Genomic DNA, 16922 nt, shown 5'->3' with positions numbered 1-16922 from the left:
AATCTACCCCTTAAGCTTGTGAAGTAGCTTTTTGTTCAGCTTTTGCTGAATCGGCTTGCTTTTGTTGTTCAGCGGCGGCTGGTGGTGTAGCATTTTGACCTTGTGGTGCTTTTGCCTGTGGCTGGTAAGGTTTTACAGAAACTTGCTGGCCTTCCTTAACCTTGGCAACACCATCAACCACAATCTTGTCACCCGCCTGTAAGCCATCGGTGACAATCCAGTCCTGAGCTTTCACACCAACCGTTGTGATTGGGCGCGCTTCAACCGTATTCTTCGCATTTACAATCAAGGCAATCGCCTGTCCTGTTGGTAGACGTGACACAGCCACCTGTGGAATCAGGTAGGCATTTGGAATGATGCCCTGTGAAATCTTGGCAGTTGCATACATACCTGGTAACAACAGGTGGTTTGGATTTGAGAACACTGCACGCAAGGTCACTGTACCTGTGTCTGGATTGACTCTGGCATCAGAGAAAGCCAACTGGCCTTCAACAGGATAGTCGGAACCATCTTCAAGCGTAATCTTGACACGGGTGTTGTTGCTGTTGTTCAGGCTGCCTTTACTGAGCTGTTGACGTAGGCGCAACATTTCGGCACTGGATTGGTTAATATCAACATAGATCGGGTTAAGCTGTTGAATCGTGACCAAGGGATCAGCCTGATTCGCTGTCACCAACGCACCAGCTGTTACCGAAGAACGGCTGGACTGGCCTGAGATTGGCGCACGTACAGTAGAATAGCCCAAAGTGATCTCAGCATTTTTCAATGCCGCCTGAGAGGCTGCTACATCGGCTTCAGCCAACAGGACCTGGGCATGAATATCATCATATTCCTGTTTGGAAACCGCATTGGTGCCAACCAACTGACGATAACGCCCTTCTTTAACGCGTAATGCATTTAGGTTTGCTTGCTGGCGCAATAAGGTCGCGCGGGCGCTGTCTGCGCTTGCACGGTTGGTCTTGGCGTCAATTTCATAAAGTGCCTGACCTGCCTGAACATAACTGCCTTCAGCAAATAAGCGCTTTAAAATGACACCACCTGTTTGTGGACGTACTTCTGAAACCTGATAGGCGGAGGTCCGCCCAGAAAGTTCCACACTTTGTTCTACACTTTGCGGTTGGGCAACAATGACACCGACTTCAGGAGGTGGCATTTTTTGAGCAGCAGCAGCTTGCTGTGCATCTTTAGGGTCTTTGCTACAACCAACAAGCGCAATGCTTGTTGCCAACGCGCAAGCAGTGAGGGCAGGAGCCCAAAGCTTAGCTGACATCATTATTCCACCTCAATTTAGATTTTTTATCTAAAAACAAATTGTTGCTGAAATTGCCTTGATACAGCCAAAACCAAAGCAACGAAGTCCAAATCAGCCCGATTCCCCAACCTGCCAATACATCGGTTGGATAGTGAACCCCAGCATAAACTCTAGATATCCCCATGAAAACAAACCATAAAGTAGATACTAAAATAATGCTGTTACGGTATTTATGCGCGCTGTACAGCAACATGAACATATTCGCAAGGGTCGCAGCATATAGGCTATGGGCACTTGGGAAAGATGCGCCATAACTTTGAATCAAGTGATAAAGTTCCAAGGGTCTTGGTCGATCAATGCCCCATTTCAGAAGCCAACCAATCACAATACTTCCACCCACACTTAAAGCGATAAAAATTGCATTCTTATAGTTTTTAATCCAAGTTTGATAAATACACAAAAAAGTGGTTAAAAATAATAAAAATGGCATTCCACCCAGTCGAGAAAGCAGAATGGTTACCTGGTTAAGCGCAAACGAACGGTGTTCAAATAAAGCTTGAACACTAAAAAGGTCTAAAGTCGATGTGTCGAGATAAACCAGCCCAAACACACCGAGTCCTAAAAAAAAGCAACCAATACAAAGCAGTAGGTGCGGCATGCGAACCTCATTATTTGCTTAACCATTGTTCATGGTTGTCGAATGTTTGAAAGTGTACTTGCGAGTACACTTCTGGTCAAGCCTTGAAATTTTATGATAATTTCATTTTCATGTTTTTTAAGGTTCAGTAAAAAAACATAACAAAATTTGATTAATGTCTCATTTTTTGCTCTGTCGTGTCTTGCTCTTCCACTTCAACAGGTTGTTTTGGGGGCCAGAAGAAATCACTTGGTCGGGTCAGGAAATGGGTGATGACTAATTTAGCCAAGGGTTTCCACTGTGAGAAGCGAACACGGCGCGCACGCAACGCGACAATAATCGTCAGGGTAAAGCTGACAAACAGGTTGGTGAGACCAATCAACATAACGCCCAAAAATGACACGATGATTAAACCAAGGTCAGGTGCGCCGCTTACTGTCATTAAGCCTTGAATGAAATTGGCGGATGCAAAGGCAATATGACGGATATCCAGCGGCAGGCCTAAAATAAAACCGATGGTTCCCATACTTCCCAGCATTATCCCGAACAGGAAGTTACCTGCCAAAGCCCCGAGATTGGTTTCAATATAGTTGGCAAACTTGTCCAGTCGTGCCTGTCCCATCCAGCGTTTTAGGCGGCGGTGCTGTTTTAGACGGGGGCCGACCTTTCGGTAGACTGCCAGATTATCGAAATAGCCCGCAATCAGGCCTGAAAGGAATAAACAGACACCTGCAATTGCCGCATGCGGGATAGCCAGCGAAGTAAATGGATTTAAATCATGTAGTGTCTTGGCTGCCTTAATAGGGGAAAGTAACGGTTCCCCAAGACTGTACTGCCATAAAAAGGTAATTAAGGCCGCTACAGGAATAGCGATTGAAATATTTCCCAGTATTGCGATGAATTGAGTTCGGATAATATTGATAATCAGGGCCGCCAGTTCAGCAATCTGAGCTGTTTTACTGCCTTTCTGCTGCTGTACCGTTGCTGCAAGTGCTGCGGCCGTCATCGCAGGTTGTTTGGTTGCAACCGTAAAATGCAGCACATGGATCAGCATGAAACCTAGACCATAATTCATGCTATATAAAAATGCATGCATAAATGGAGCAAGTACCAGACGGGTCGTTAAAATTTTCAAGGTGGCCATGACGGCAATAATTGCGCCTGCACCTGCCGCCGCCTTATACATGCCGAAAAAGCCTTTTTTATCGGTACTTACATAATGCTCACCTGTTTTACTGGCATTTTCGGTGACTTGCAGGGCAATCAGTTCACTGGTTGAATTTAGTAGGTGACGAACACTTTTTTCATCATAATGGGCCTGGGTCAGGTCAGTAATTAATTGTCCCAGTGCGATATAGTGGAAATCATTTTTACTGGCAAGCAAACCAAGCAATAATTCAATACGGTCAAGCGCCTGCTCCAGTAAGGACAATAAATAGGTCAGGCTGATACTGACCCCGATGCGCTTGGTTGCCCGACGGATCTTGAGCACAACCTCACGGCATTGGTCCAGCATCACAAAGGCCTGTGACGCATCGGGAGGAGCAAGCACCGCAACTGTATCCTGCTGGTGTATCTGCTGTTTATACTTTTCAATGAACTCTACAATTTCACGGTTCTGAACCAAAAAAGGTGACTCATATTCAATAATGTCGGGTTGTGCATTAATAAATTCTGGATACAGACCAATGCCACTAATCCGATAGGACAACACAGTAATGGCCTTGATCAGGTCGGTTTTACACACCTGTTTTTCATTCGTGTTGCTTTGGCTTTCAGCAATTAGGTTGAAGAGGGTAATCCAGTCCTGATTTTCGATCAGGTCCAGCCATTCTCCATCACTTTGCTTATGAAAGACTTTGCCAACGAGGGTTTTAAGCTGGTTAGCATCTTCCACTAAAGGCAGGAAATGTGCGCCAAGACGTTGCCCAAGCTGATTCCAGAAACCATCCAGCGAAAGAATGCCGCTGTCGGCATAGAGGCTGATCTGTTTATACTGGCTCATCAGCTTGAGCAGGAAATTCTGGAGTAAAGTTGCTGAAGTGGGAGTCAGCAAAAGAATTTTGATTAATGCATGAATTCGCTGTTTAACTTCTTCAGCATCATTCGGTTTTTTGGGTCGTATGCGATTGACCAGTTCAATGAGGATCTGCTCATTGGCAAGAAGACTTTCAGGAACAGCTTCAGGATGGTCAAGCTGTTCCTGCATTTTTAAAAATAAATCAGATAAATTTAAATGCATAGGCACTCAGAAAAATTATTGTAGTCGATGTAAGGCCATTAAGGTTAGATTCATCAGTGCTTGGCGATATTCATTATCTGGAAGTGCTTTAAGCGCTTCTAAAGCGGCATCCGTTTCTTGTTGGGCACGTTTTTGACAGTAATCCAGACCACCTGAGTGATGAACAATTTCAATCACTTTATCCAAATGTTCCACACCGCCTGTTGCAATGCTGCGGCGAATAATCGCATGGTCATCACCAGTGGAGTGGGCCAATGCTGAAATTAACGGTAAAGTCGGTTTGCCTTCCATTAAATCATCACCAATATTTTTACCCAGTGTTTCCGCATCGGAGGTGTAGTCTAAAATATCGTCAATGATCTGAAAGGCATTGCCAAAGTGACCCGCAAAGCGACGTAGTGGCTCACGGTATTCTTCAGTACCCGCCAAGATAGCCGCGCCTTCAGTTGCCAGTTCAAACAGGCGTGATGTTTTACCATGAATAATTTTTAGATAGGTTTCTTCAGTGGTCTCTGGCTGGTGTTGGGACTGAAGCTGTAAAACCTCACCTTCCGCAATTTCACAGGTTCCTGTTGAGAAATCCTTGAGTAAAGTGATGTTGTTTAAGTCCACCAGTAAATCGAAAGCGCGGGCAATCAGAAAGTCACCGACCAGAACGGCGGTCTGGTTGTTCCAGGTTGCATTGGCAGTGGGTCTGCCGCGGCGCAGATTGGACTCATCCACAACATCATCATGTACCAGCGTTGCGGTATGCAGCATCTCAATGATTGCAGCCAGATGCTGCGCATGCTGCATATTGGCTACACCACATGCACGGGCTGCGAGTAGGCACATGATTGGGCGCATACGCTTACCGCCAGCCTCAACCACATGCTTGCTGACCGACATGACCAGGCCAACCTTGGAGCTGATTCCTTCATTGATCAAATGATCCATCGCAGCAAAATCTGTCGCTACAGGAGAGAGAATGTCTTGCTTAAAATCGATAACCATATGAAGAAGAACCTCGTACAGGTGAAATATAGTGTTAGGTGTATCAATATGTCTGTTGCTGAACAGCTATACAGGCTGTGTAATCAGTCATTTAAATCGGTGCAGCGATTTTGCGGCTTTCGTTAGACAAAAAAGCGGTCTCTACATAGTCAAACCCAAGCTTTATACCATAGGTATGCGTGACTTTATATGAACACAGATTGTTATTGTCGCAATTGGTTTTTTAGAATGTATTGCAAAACCCGATCAGAATCAATAAAAACAACGTATTCTCAAACTGTTTGATTTTATTATGAAATCTACAGCTCATTTGTTGAGCGGCGTATTTGTGCAAAATCACTTGTTGTTTGATCAAATTTCACTTAAAATCTATCGCCTTGTATAACCCCAGTGGCGTTCGTCTTAAGATCGATATGTCCTTTTATCGGCACGACGACACGGGCAAGTTGGAGTACATTATGTACGCAGTAATCCAGAGCGGTGGTAAACAGCACCGTGTTGTTGAGGGTGAAACCCTTAAAGTAGAATTATTGAAAGCTGAAACTGGCGCGACTATTACGTTTGATGACGTATTAATGGTTGTAAACGGTGACAACATTCAAATCGGTGCTCCAGTTGTAGCTGGCGCAAAAGTAACTGCAGAAGTAGTTGGCCATGGTCGTCACGACAAAATCCGCATCATCAAAATGCGCCGTCGTAAACACTACCGTAAGCAACAAGGTCACCGTCAATGGTTTACCGAGTTGAAAATTACTGGTATCGCAGGCTAACACAGGAGTAAATAGACATGGCAACTAAAAAAGCCGGTGGATCGACGAAGAACGGTCGTGATTCGAATCCTAAGATGTTGGGTGTTAAAGTTTACGGTGGTCAAACTGTAACTGCTGGTAACATCATCGTTCGTCAACGTGGTACTGAGTTCCACGCTGGTGCAAATGTTGGTATGGGCCGTGACCATACTTTATTTGCTACTGCTGACGGCGTAGTGAAATTTGAAGTGAAAGGTCAGTTTGGCCGTCGCTATGTAACTGTTGAAGCTTAAGCTTTAATGGTTCAGAAAGACCCGCTTTTGGCGGGTTTTTTTATATTTACAATCTCTACATAAAGGCAGAAACTTCATACATAATGCAGGACTTTGCGACACGAAATACACAAAACCTGTGGATTTCTTCATTTTTTTCGTGATCAAAAACAGTAAGATGTCGTCATAACAGTAAAAATCTGATAGAAGGTTCATTTTATGAATTTCGTAAAAAAAATAGCTTATGCCGCAACCTTGAGTGCCATCTCGCTTGTCCCTGTGGTGGGAAGTCAGGTGTTTGCCGCACCTGTGGCTGCATCGGCTCAGCAGGCAACCAGCAGTCTGGTACAGCAGTTGGCTGGTCTGCAACGCCTGACCGCAGATTTTGAACAAAGCACCAAGACCACCAATAATAAAACAGTACAGAAAAAGGGCCTGACTGCCCAGCACATGAACCAGACCTTTAAGGGTGTGATGAAGGTTGAGCGTCCTGGAAAATTTTATTGGGAAACCACCAGTCCAGCGAAACAAACCATTGTGACTACAGGAAAGGTGGTGTGGATTTATGATCCAGATTTACAGCAGGCAGTGCGACAGAGTCTGGATGATCAGGTGGCCAATACGCCTGCACTATTATTGTCAGGTAATACCAACCAGATTATGGATGCTTACCGTGTGACTCAGCCTGACCGAACCAAGCTGTACTATACCTTGTACCCAAAACAGGATGATGGTGCATTCCAAAGCCTGACCATTAGCTTTGGCGCAAATAAGGCACCCACCTTGATGATTTTGCAGGATTCTTTAGGCCAAACCACGTATGTGCGTTTTAGCAACATCAAAGTGAATCCAGCGATTCCAGCATCGGTCTTTCACTTTGAACCGCCAAAAGGTACAGATATTATTGACCAATAATGGACTTATGCTCAACAAAGCCGCATCTGTTGCGGCTTTTTGCTGGGCGCGATATAGATACATTTCTTAATTTCATCTAGGCGCAAGGCTTTGTATAGTGAAGAAAAATCCTGGAGACTTGCAAGGCGATGAAAATAGTAAAAAGATTACAATTGATTCCACTCATTTCAATACTTACGGTCATTGCAATGGTTGGCTGTCAACCTAAAAAAGAACAATCGTCAGCTACTGCTGAAAAAGTCGATATTCCATTGATTCAGGCCAAAGTTGTGGCGGTCAAGATTCCTAAACAAAAGTTGTGCCTGGAAGATGGATGTACCAGTTATGACTTGCAAACGGTCGAGACCAAGCAAAAATGGATTGATGAATATTTTATCAATCGTATGAAAAAGGCCGAGCCGAATGCCTTTGCCAACATTGCAGACCAAAAAGTCAAGGTGCCAGCGGATGAACCCTCGCTTAGTGAAAGTAGCACTTATGTACGTTTTTTAGGGCAAAACTATAATTTAGCGACTTTTGCCATTCAGACCTATAGTTACCCTGCGGGTGCGGCACATGGTATGTCACATCAGGAATTTGTCAATTTTGACTTGTCCAATAAAAAACACATTACTGTAAGTGAATTGGTTAAACCTGACATGAACCAAAAACTACGCGATGAGTTATATGTCTCGAATCAGAACTGGCTGGAAGACCATAACATCAAGAAAGAGCAGTTGCAGGTGAGTGACAACTATTATTATGGTGTCAATGAGATAGTATTCGTCTATCCGCTGTATGAGTTGGCTTCTTATGCAGAGGGGATGAGCGAGCTGACCCTGCCATATTATGCCGCCAAACAGTTTATTAAGCCGCAATATCTGCCAAGTCTGCCGAAAGAGCCTGTTTAGCCAGTATTCAGCATCGATATATCGTGTGTGGATGCTGAGTCTTTGTTGTCTATTACTGTATTTTTTCGGGTTAAAGCCTTACACTATAGCCAGTTTTTTCTCTATTCATGATTGATTATGATCGACCCAAAATTACTCAGAAATAATATTGAAGCGGTCAATGCCGCTTTGGCAAAACGTGGTATTCAGCTTGATGTTCAGGAATGGGCGGATTTAGAAGCGCGCCGTAAAGAATTGCAGTCCAAAGCTGAAAATTTACAGGCTGAACGTAACGCTGGTGCAAAACAAGTTGGTCAAATCAAGAAGTCGGGCGGAGATGCATCTGAAATTATGGCACGTATGGCTGCCATTGGAGATGAAATCAAAACTGCTGAAGTTGCGCTTGCTGAATTGCAAACTGAACTAGAGCAAAAATCACTGGCGATTCCAAACTTGCCAGATGAGTCTGTGCCTGAAGGGAAAGATGAGAGTGATAATTTAGAAATCTTAAAGTGGGGCACACCACGCCAGTTTGATTTTGAGATCAAGGACCATACCGATCTGGGCGAATGGATGGGTGGTCTTGAGTTTGAGACCGCAACCAAGCTGACAGGTTCACGTTTTAGTGTATTGAAAGGTCCTTTGGCACGTCTACAACGTGCTTTAACCCAATTTATGTTAGATACGCATACGCTCAAAAATGGTTATACCGAAGCGTATGTACCTTATCTGGTCAATGCAGATAGCTTACGTGGTACAGGTCAGCTACCTAAATTTGAAGAAGACTTATTCAAGTTACAGGGTGAAAAAGAATATTACCTGATCCCGACCGCAGAAGTGCCTGTCACCAACTTTGTGCGTGACGAAATCATAGATGCGGATCGTTTGCCACTCAAATACGCAGCACATACACCATGTTTCCGTAGTGAAGCAGGTTCTTACGGGCGTGATACTCGTGGCCTGATTCGTCAGCATCAGTTTGACAAGGTTGAAATGGTGCAAATCGTAAAACCAGAGCACTCAATGCAGGCGCTTGAAGAACTGACTGCACATGCAGAAGGCATTTTGCAGGCATTGGGTTTACCTTACCGCAAGATTTTGCTCTGTGGTGGTGACATGGGCTTCGGTTCAACCAAGACCTATGACCTGGAAGTCTGGGTGCCAAGTCAAAATACCTATCGTGAAATCTCAAGTTGCTCAAACATGGGCGATTTTCAGGCACGCCGTATGAAAGCGCGCTACCGTGTAGACCAGAAGAAGATCGAACTGGTGCATACCTTGAATGGTTCAGGTCTGGCGGTGGGTCGTACCTTGCTTGCAGTGATGGAAAATTACCAGCGTGCTGACGGTTCAATCGAAATTCCTGAAGTTTTACGTCCATATATGGGCGGTATTAGGCATATCGACTAAAATGCATCGAATTTGTGCATAGTTTTTGCTTTAGCCCAATCAGATCTAAAAAATATAGAGGCGTATCGTGGAAATTTTCCCAATCTCTTTAAAGTTGCAGCAGCAACGTTGTCTGATTGTTGGCGGTGGGCATATTGCCTACCGTAAAGCAAGTTTATTGGTGAAGGCAGGTGCGATTGTCGATGTGATTGCGCCTGAGATTGAGCCTGAGTTACGCCAGCTTGTTTACAAATCGATGGGGCAATATATTCAGGCCGCTTTTTCTGAAAATATTCTTGCTACAGGTTATCGTTTGGTGATTGCTGCAACCGACAATACCGCTGTGAATAAAAGCGTTTTCGAGCAATGCGAAGCACGTAATATTTTAGTGAATAGTGTGGATGATATTCCGAATTGCCGTTTCATGGTTCCCGCGATTATTGACCGTTCACCTTTGGTGATTTCCGTTGCATCCAATGGAGCATCGCCTGTTTTATCCAGACAACTTCGTACCCAGATTGAAACGATTGTGCCGCATGGTATGGGGAAACTGGCTGAGTTTTCAGGTCTTTGGCGTAAACAGGTCAAGGAAAAGATTTCCAATCCCGATGAACGCCGTATCTTTTGGGAGAATCTGTATGCCAGTCCGTTAAAGGAGCAGGTGTTCAATGACAATCTGGATGTGGCAAATAATTTAATTGAACAAGCCTTAACAGAATGGACTGCACCAAAAGGTGAGGTGTATCTAGTGGGGGCTGGTCCAGGTGATCCTGAGCTTTTGACCTTAAAAGCCTTACGCTTGATGCAGCAAGCGGATGTGGTGATTTATGACCGTTTGGTGTCTGCGCCGATTCTGGAACTCTGCCGCCGTGATGCGGAAAAGATTTATGTCGGTAAGGCCCGTTCCAATCATTCAGTCCCACAAGATGGCATTAATGCCTTATTGGTTGAATATGCGCAAAAGGGTAAACGTGTTTGCCGCCTGAAAGGTGGTGATCCCTTTATCTTTGGACGTGGTGGTGAGGAAATTCAGGAATTGGTTGAAGCCAGTGTCACTTTTCAGGTTGTGCCTGGAATTACCGCCGCATCAGGTTGTTCCGCATATGCAGGGATTCCGCTGACCCATCGTGATTATGCACAAAGCGTACGTTTCCTGACTGGGCACTTAAAAGAGGGTTCACCAGAATTACCTTGGAAAGAGCTGGTGTATGAAAATCAGACCTTGGTGCTGTACATGGGCTTGGTGGGCTTGGAGCGTATTTGTGAGCAACTGATTGCACATGGTCAACGACCAACCATGCCTGTTGCCTTGATTTCCAAAGGTACTACGCCTGAGCAGAAAGTACTGGTGGGTACATTGGCGGATATTGCAGCCAAAGTGTCTGAACATCATATCGTAGCACCGACCTTAACCATTATTGGTGAAGTGGTGAGTCTGCGTGAACAGTTACAATGGTTGTAAGAACTTTATAATTAAGTGTTTCAATTTATACCCCCCTAAATCCCCCCTCACAGGGGGGACTTACATGCAATGTAGAGAATATTTGTGATTCATGTTGTGCTATACGAGCCTGAAATTCCTGCCAACACAGGCAATATCATTCGTTTATGTGCCAATACAGGTGCGCAACTCCATTTGATCAAGCCTTTGGGCTTTGAGCTTGATGATAAGAAACTGAAGCGTGCAGGCCTGGATTATCACGAATGGGCAAGAATGCAGATTTGGGACAGTATCGAACTTTGCCTCGCTGACTTAAAGGCAAAGGGTATTGGCATCAATGATATTTTTCCATTGACCACCAAAGGTTCTGCCACACCACATACAGTGGATTTAAATCGTCCTGTCGCCTTGCTGATGGGACCTGAAACCCGTGGCCTGCCTGAACAGGTACGCCTGATGTTCCCGCAGGAAAACTGGATTTGTTTGCCAATGGCAGAAAATTCAAGAAGTTTGAATTTGTCTAATGCAACCGCGGTGATCGTCTATGAAGCCTGGCGGCAGCAGGGATTTAAAGCACTGACTTGATTATTAAAAATTTTCTGTCATCGTAAAGGTTTATCGAAACAAAGGCTAAATGTTTAAAGATTTAAAGCAAACCTCATCATATAGTCAAACTACTTTATTATCCATACAGGATTCGAAAAAAACTCGAAATAATTCATCGACTGATTTGTATTGGTTTTATAATGATTTGACTATATATGACATTGAAATTGTTTCAAACTTTTTTAAAATTAATAGAAAAGGCGCATTGAGCGCCTTTTCTATTTTAACCAGTTTAACGATCATCAAACTCATTATGTTGAGGGGCATTGTATTTAAAGCCTTTGGTTTTATAACCAAGGTATAAAATACCGAACATTGCCCACCATAAGCCATATTTCAATGCCGTGTCTTCAATTTCAAGCCACATGGCAAAAACGCTGAGAAAGCCCAAGAGTGGAATAATCACAAAGCTCACAATGTCCTTGAAGTTCTTGGTTCGGCCATCACGTAAGGCATAACGTGAAATTACGGACAGGTTCACGAAAGTAAACGCAATCAGGGCACCAAAACTGATCATGGAAATCACTACATCCAGACTCATAAAACCTGCACTTAATGCCACCAATCCAACAATCAGAATGTTATAAGATGGGGTAAAGGTTTTCGGGCTGATATGGCCAAAGATTTTCTTGTTGATGACCCCATCACGACCCATCACATACATTAAGCGTGATACACCTGCATGGGCAGAAATCCCTGATGCCATGACCGTCACAATCGCAAAGGCAAGCACATAGGACTGGAATAATGAACCACCCACCAGTAACAGGATGTCAGGCTGGGTTGCGGCGACGTCCTCAAAATAAGTTTTAGGATCATTCGGGAAGTAGATTTGCATAAAGTAGGTACTGATAATAAACACAATACCTGCAAATAATGCAGTCAGGAAAATCGCTTTAGGCAGCGTCTTTTCAGTATCCTTGGTTTCTTCCGCCAGTGAGCTGAGCGAGTCAAAACCCGTAAACGAGAAGCACAGCAGGGTTGCACCTGTAATCAATGCGCCTACAGAAGTCAGGTCGTTCCAGAATGGCTCCAGGCTCCAGAGTTGGTAACGTGTTTCTGCAGTAATTGGACCTTCGGCGTTATATCCCATCTGTAGTTTGCTATAGACCAGATAGGTGAATACAGCAATCACGATAAGCTGGACGAGGACAATCAGGCTGTTAAAGTTCGCCACAAAACGTGCGCCACGTAAGTTGATGCCAGTCATAAAGGCGGTCAGAACAATCACCCAGACCCAGTGGTTTACATTCGGGAATAATGCGTCAAGATAGATGCCTGCCAGAATGATATTGACCATTGGTGACAGCAAATAATCCAGCCAAGATGACCAGCCCACCATAAAGCCCACGTTGGGATGGATGGATTTTTGTGCATAGGTATAAGCCGACCCTGATGATGGGTAACGACGAATCATGTGACCATAACTGATCGACGTGAATAAAATTGCAATTAGGGCAACAATATAGGAGGTCGGAACATGATGATGACTTTCTTTCGATACCAGTCCGAAAGTGTCAAACAAAGTCATGGGCTGAATGTAGGCTAAGCCAATAATGATAATGTGCCAGAGACCTAGCGTTTTTTGCAGCTTAGCTACCGATGGAGTCCCAGAGATATTTGTCAACGGCGTTATCCTCATAATCGTTGATCAAGGATCAGCTATGGTTTAAGGATCGTTTGAGACGAAAACGATCCCCCCTATAGAAAAAAGAAGTTCGCCAATCTATCGTAAATTGATAAACATTGTCAGTACTTTTACGCTTTTTTTAGCAATTTTTTTGCCAGTTGTGCAGAGAAACAGATGAATAAAAATTCATTGAAATGAAAAAAGCCCCGATCATTGGTTTAGATCAGGGCCTATTAATGATAATTATTTATCTAAATAAATGAATTACCAGGCTTTTTGTAGAATTGCACGTAGTTCCTGCAAATTGGCCTCTTTAGGATTGTAAATAATAGAACCATCATTTAACGCTTTCTCGGCCACTTCATCCAGCTGTGCTTCAGTTACCTTACCTGTTTCACGCAGGGTACGTGGTAGCTTGGTGAGGCTGAATAGGCGGTCACGCATGGTTAAAATAGTTGCAATCGCTTTATCTGCACGCTGGCTGGCAGGTGTTTGTGCATAAATGTCTGCACCTGCAAGTGGCAGTAATAATTCACCAATCTTGTCGCCATTGATCTCTTTATTATATTCAAGCACATATGGCAGGAATAGGTTCATGCATAAACCGTGGGGCAGGTGAGCCACCGCACCCAAGGCATGGCCAAGTGAGTGAACCAGACCAACCATTGAGTTGGAGAATGCAATACCTGCCATGGTCGAAGCCTGTGCCAACTCTAAACGGCCTTGGGCATCACTTGGGTTGTCCAGTACCTTGAACAGGTTTTCACTGATCTTCTTGATACCAGCACTTGCATATGCATCACTTAATGGATTCGCTGCTAAACAGGTGTATGCCTCAACACAGTGCGTGAGTGCATCCATTCCAGTCATTGCGGTTAAGTGTGGTGGCAAAGTCTGGGTCATGCGTGGATCAAGAATCGCTGCATGGGGCATAAGATAATATGATGCAAATGCGAGTTTTACATTACGTTGAGTATCAGATACCACGGCGACCATCGTTGCTTCTGAGCCTGTACCAGACGTGGTTGGAATTACGAAGAATGGCTTTAATGGTTTTGGAAGATTATGAGCACCAGAGTATTGAAGCAGGTCATTGCCACCTTCAGACACAAGGATGTTGGTTGCCTTGGAGGTGTCAATCACTGAACCGCCGCCAATCGCAATAATCGCATCACAGTTTTGCTTACGGTAAAGTTCCGCTGCCTGGCGTACCACTTCCAGGCTTGAATCTGGTGGAACGTCATCAAAGATTGCACCAATCACGGCATCAGTGGTGCTGAATGCCGCCTCGATTGGGCCAAGTAAACCGTTGGCGCGTACACCTTTATCGGTAATGATCATTGGGCGTTTTGCGCCCAGAGTTGCAAGCTCAAACGGAATATGCTCTAACGCAGCGTTACCAGCAATTACCTTTACAGGACAGAAAAATTCGTAATAAGGCTTAGCCATGTTATGCGCTCCGTTTAAAGTATGATTTTGCGACTTTGAGATAGATATTTTTTGCGCCAGTGAATTTTTCTTTTAATGTTAATTCAACTGGATAACGCTTGACTGCAAGGTTGGCGATCAGCTTAGGCAGGATCAACGCTTCCATCTTGTTCAGGCAACGCACAAGACGGATTGCACTGGATACATCACCATCGGCAATCATGCGGTCATTGGCAAATGCTTGGGCAGTACTCTCCTGAAACGAGAAAACCAGAAATGCATGGGTAAGATGCTTGAACGTGATGGTTAAGTCAGGCTTGCCTTTGTAGTTAGAGAGAAGCTCTAACTGTTTTTCTTCTGTTACTCGGGCAACAAATGCAGGTCCATTTGGAAAAACATTCATTGAAAGTATAAAGCCAACAGGAAACTTGGAAACTTCCTGTTGTACTTCATCGTCCACTTGGCTTGCCATTACTAAACCACGACCAACAACATCCATCATGAGTTTTACGTAGGCAAATTGCAAAGTGGGCTTCACTGCTTTGGTTGAAATCACTTGCGTATCCCTTATTAAAATTATGCAAAAGCAAATTTAGAGTAATTACTCTAATTTATTTCTCTAAAATTGAAAAGTAGTTTATTCAGATTTGACTTCAGGGTCATGAAAGAAATTGGTATTTTTTAAATAGCAAACAAAATCATGACAGAGCTGCTCGAAGCTTGGATAATCTTCGAGCAGGTCCTGCAAGCGTACCATTTCTAAACCTGCGTATCCACAAGGATTAATGGTTTGAAAACCAGTCAGGTCACAGTCAATGTTCAATGCCAAACCATGATAGCTACGACCACGGCGAATTTTAAAACCGAGAGAGCCAATCTTGCGCCCTTCAACGTATACTCCAGGTGCATCAGGTTTTGCATAGGCCCGAATATTGTATTGTTGAAGCAGGTCAATCATGGCCTTTTCAGCAAAGCTGACCAGAGTGCGTACATGCCATTTCAGGCGGTTTAAATCAAGCAGGAAGTAGGCGACCAGTTGTCCCTGTCCATGCCACGTCACTTGACCACCACGATCTGTATGCACAACAGGAAGTTGAGTATGCATGAGAATATGTTCTGGTTTACCTGCTTGTCCTTGAGTTAGAACATCTTGATGTTGGAGTAGCCAAAGCTCATCAGGTGTTGTTTCATCACGATGAGTTGTAAAATCTTTCATCGCTTCAAATCGTGTCGTGTAATCTTGTAGATCCTGAAAACATCGAATGATTAAGGATGGTTTATCAAGGTTCGTCACAATAAACTTCCTTTGATTGAATAAATACTTTTTTGCGGAAAATCTGCTCTAACTGATCGTTTGTCGTTTCATGTGGATTTGCGCAATTCGACCATTCACGAATGAGTTGAATCTGGGCATATTGAACTGCATTTTTGCTTTTTAATTTAATATCAAAATCTTGGCTGCGTTTCATGAGAAATTGTGGATCATTACCTAATTTTAACTCTAATTGATTTTCACGTTGCAGAGAAAGTTTGGCATTGTTAATCAGTGATAGCTTATCTTGTGCATTTAAAGCCTTGGCTTGGTTTAAGCATTGTGGTGCGAAAGTCGAAGTGAGTAACTTCGTAGGCTGTGTAAATGCGAGAGCTGTCAAATAATTATGTTGGTATTCCTGATCTAGATTTTGAATAAGATCATTTTTGAGTTGCTGAAATTCTTTAATAAGCAAGGGGTGTAGATTATTTAATGCTTTCTTCTGTACTTTGTATTCTTCTTGAATTGCAATTAAATTGATCTTAGCAATGTCATCTGGGTGGAAGGCATAAGATTTACTATTTAATTGTGTCGAATGACGTGATTGCATCATTTTAATCGTGTCATTTAATTGTTTAACTGTGAATTTATTGGTGTCATAAACTCCTTTATATTCACACAGCTCATTTTGCCAAGAAAAAGTTGCTGTTTTCGCATCACTGATAGATGAGATAAATACCGTAAATAATGATAGTAAAATTCGTTGCGTTTTCATCAGCTATTTCGCAATCATAAATCGAAAAAGAAAGAATAATATAGAAGTGTTATGAATGGTTTAACTGATCAGAAGTTTTATTTGCACACATAAAAAATCCAAAACACTTTCGCATTTTGGATTCCTTGATTATAGCGTTGTCTTAATTAATGGACAGGCAGCAAGATCAGCATATAGTGCATGAACTTGTTCTAATTCCTCAAAGCGCAGCTGCGCAGTTAAAGAATGGTATTTTCCTGTACGTGAAGGTTGTACTTTTACTGTAGCACCATCGAATTCAGGAAAGTGCTTTTGTAAAATATCTACAACAGCCACTCGAAGTTCATCCCCAGCATTACCAATCAATTTGATTGGATAGTCCATCGGGAAAACCCAAAGATGTTCTTGCAATTCGCGAGATGGAGTGCGGTCTACCATGAGTAACCTCTTAATTTGAAACGCCTGCATCAGTGCAGGCGCTTATGTTCTAACT

At 43.5% G+C, this 16922-nt stretch carries 17 protein-coding genes; 7 read left to right on the top strand and 10 right to left on the bottom strand.

The genetic code is table 11. The annotated features are described in order from the left end of the window. Positions 1–10 precede the first annotated feature (10 nt). From F972_RS03800 to sdsA, 4 genes are all read right to left on the bottom strand, one after another. Positions 11–1273, bottom strand: coding sequence for an efflux RND transporter periplasmic adaptor subunit (locus tag F972_RS03800; protein WP_004674970.1), 1263 nt, complete (start codon positions 1271–1273; stop codon positions 11–13). Continuing rightward, positions 1260–1910: a phosphatase PAP2 family protein gene (locus F972_RS03795; RefSeq protein WP_004755950.1), complete on the bottom strand. Its 651-nt coding sequence runs from the start codon at positions 1908–1910 to the stop codon at positions 1260–1262. The genes F972_RS03800 and F972_RS03795 overlap by 14 nt, the downstream gene beginning before the upstream one ends. A 151-nt stretch (positions 1911–2061) precedes the next feature. Then, the gene (locus tag F972_RS03790) at positions 2062–4131 is read right to left on the bottom strand and encodes a site-specific recombinase (protein WP_004755949.1); all 2070 of its coding nucleotides are present in this window, start codon (positions 4129–4131) and stop codon (positions 2062–2064) included. A gap of 15 nt (positions 4132–4146) precedes the next feature. Beyond that, positions 4147–5124 carry an All-trans-nonaprenyl-diphosphate synthase gene (gene sdsA / locus F972_RS03785; RefSeq protein ID WP_004681534.1) on the bottom strand — a complete coding sequence of 326 codons (978 nt, stop codon included), beginning with the start codon at positions 5122–5124 and terminating at the stop codon, positions 4147–4149. A 458-nt stretch (positions 5125–5582) separates the two neighbouring features. Between sdsA and rplU the strand changes: the two genes are divergently transcribed. The 7 genes from rplU (at position 5583) to F972_RS03750 (ending at position 11344) form a co-directional block, all read left to right on the top strand. Continuing rightward, entirely contained in the window at positions 5583–5894 is a 312-nt protein-coding gene (gene rplU / locus F972_RS03780) for a 50S ribosomal protein L21 (protein WP_004652230.1), read from the top strand. A 17-nt stretch (positions 5895–5911) separates the two neighbouring features. Further along, positions 5912–6166, top strand: a complete 255-nt coding sequence (rpmA, locus tag F972_RS03775) for a 50S ribosomal protein L27 (RefSeq protein WP_004640422.1) — start codon at positions 5912–5914, stop codon at positions 6164–6166. 198 nt (positions 6167–6364) lie between these two features. Continuing rightward, positions 6365–7060 carry an outer membrane lipoprotein periplasmic chaperone LolA gene (gene lolA / locus F972_RS03770; protein ID WP_004681532.1) on the top strand — a complete coding sequence of 232 codons (696 nt, stop codon included), beginning with the start codon at positions 6365–6367 and terminating at the stop codon, positions 7058–7060. A gap of 128 nt (positions 7061–7188) precedes the next feature. Next, positions 7189–7950, top strand: a complete 762-nt coding sequence (locus F972_RS03765) for an RsiV family protein (protein WP_004764019.1) — start codon at positions 7189–7191, stop codon at positions 7948–7950. A gap of 117 nt (positions 7951–8067) precedes the next feature. Beyond that, entirely contained in the window at positions 8068–9339 is a 1272-nt protein-coding gene (gene serS, locus F972_RS03760) for a serine--tRNA ligase (RefSeq protein ID WP_004764018.1), read from the top strand. Between the two features lie 67 nt (positions 9340–9406). Then, entirely contained in the window at positions 9407–10780 is a 1374-nt protein-coding gene (cysG, locus tag F972_RS03755) for a siroheme synthase CysG (protein ID WP_004681528.1), read from the top strand. An 84-nt stretch (positions 10781–10864) separates the two neighbouring features. Further along, a complete protein-coding gene (locus F972_RS03750; protein ID WP_004681526.1) occupies positions 10865–11344 on the top strand; it encodes a tRNA (cytidine(34)-2'-O)-methyltransferase in 480 nt (159 codons plus the stop codon). Positions 11345–11597: 253 nt separating this feature from the next. Here F972_RS03750 and F972_RS03745 read toward each other — a convergent pair whose 3' ends face one another. From F972_RS03745 to F972_RS03720, 6 genes are all read right to left on the bottom strand, one after another. Further along, positions 11598–13007: an APC family permease gene (locus F972_RS03745; RefSeq protein ID WP_004764017.1), complete on the bottom strand. Its 1410-nt coding sequence runs from the start codon at positions 13005–13007 to the stop codon at positions 11598–11600. 252 nt (positions 13008–13259) lie between these two features. Then, positions 13260–14444 carry an iron-containing alcohol dehydrogenase gene (locus F972_RS03740; RefSeq protein WP_004681523.1) on the bottom strand — a complete coding sequence of 395 codons (1185 nt, stop codon included), beginning with the start codon at positions 14442–14444 and terminating at the stop codon, positions 13260–13262. A 1-nt stretch (position 14445) separates the two neighbouring features. Then, entirely contained in the window at positions 14446–14979 is a 534-nt protein-coding gene (locus tag F972_RS03735) for a hypothetical protein (protein ID WP_004681522.1), read from the bottom strand. Positions 14980–15060: 81 nt separating this feature from the next. Then, positions 15061–15717, bottom strand: a complete 657-nt coding sequence (gene lipB, locus F972_RS03730; RefSeq protein ID WP_004681521.1) for a lipoyl(octanoyl) transferase LipB — start codon at positions 15715–15717, stop codon at positions 15061–15063. After that, on the bottom strand, positions 15704–16450 hold the full coding sequence (locus F972_RS03725) for a hypothetical protein (RefSeq protein WP_004681520.1): 747 nt from the start codon (positions 16448–16450) through the stop codon (positions 15704–15706). The genes lipB and F972_RS03725 overlap by 14 nt, the downstream gene beginning before the upstream one ends. A gap of 129 nt (positions 16451–16579) precedes the next feature. Next, complete coding sequence (locus F972_RS03720) at positions 16580–16867, bottom strand: YbeD family protein (protein WP_004681518.1); 288 nt, start codon at positions 16865–16867, stop codon at positions 16580–16582. Positions 16868–16922: the final 55 nt, after the last annotated feature.

The sequence above is a fragment of the Acinetobacter sp. CIP 102529 genome (assembly GCF_000368325.1).
Classification (GTDB): Bacteria; Pseudomonadota; Gammaproteobacteria; order Pseudomonadales; family Moraxellaceae; genus Acinetobacter; species Acinetobacter parvus.
This window is presented reverse-complemented; position numbering and strand designations above follow the sequence as displayed.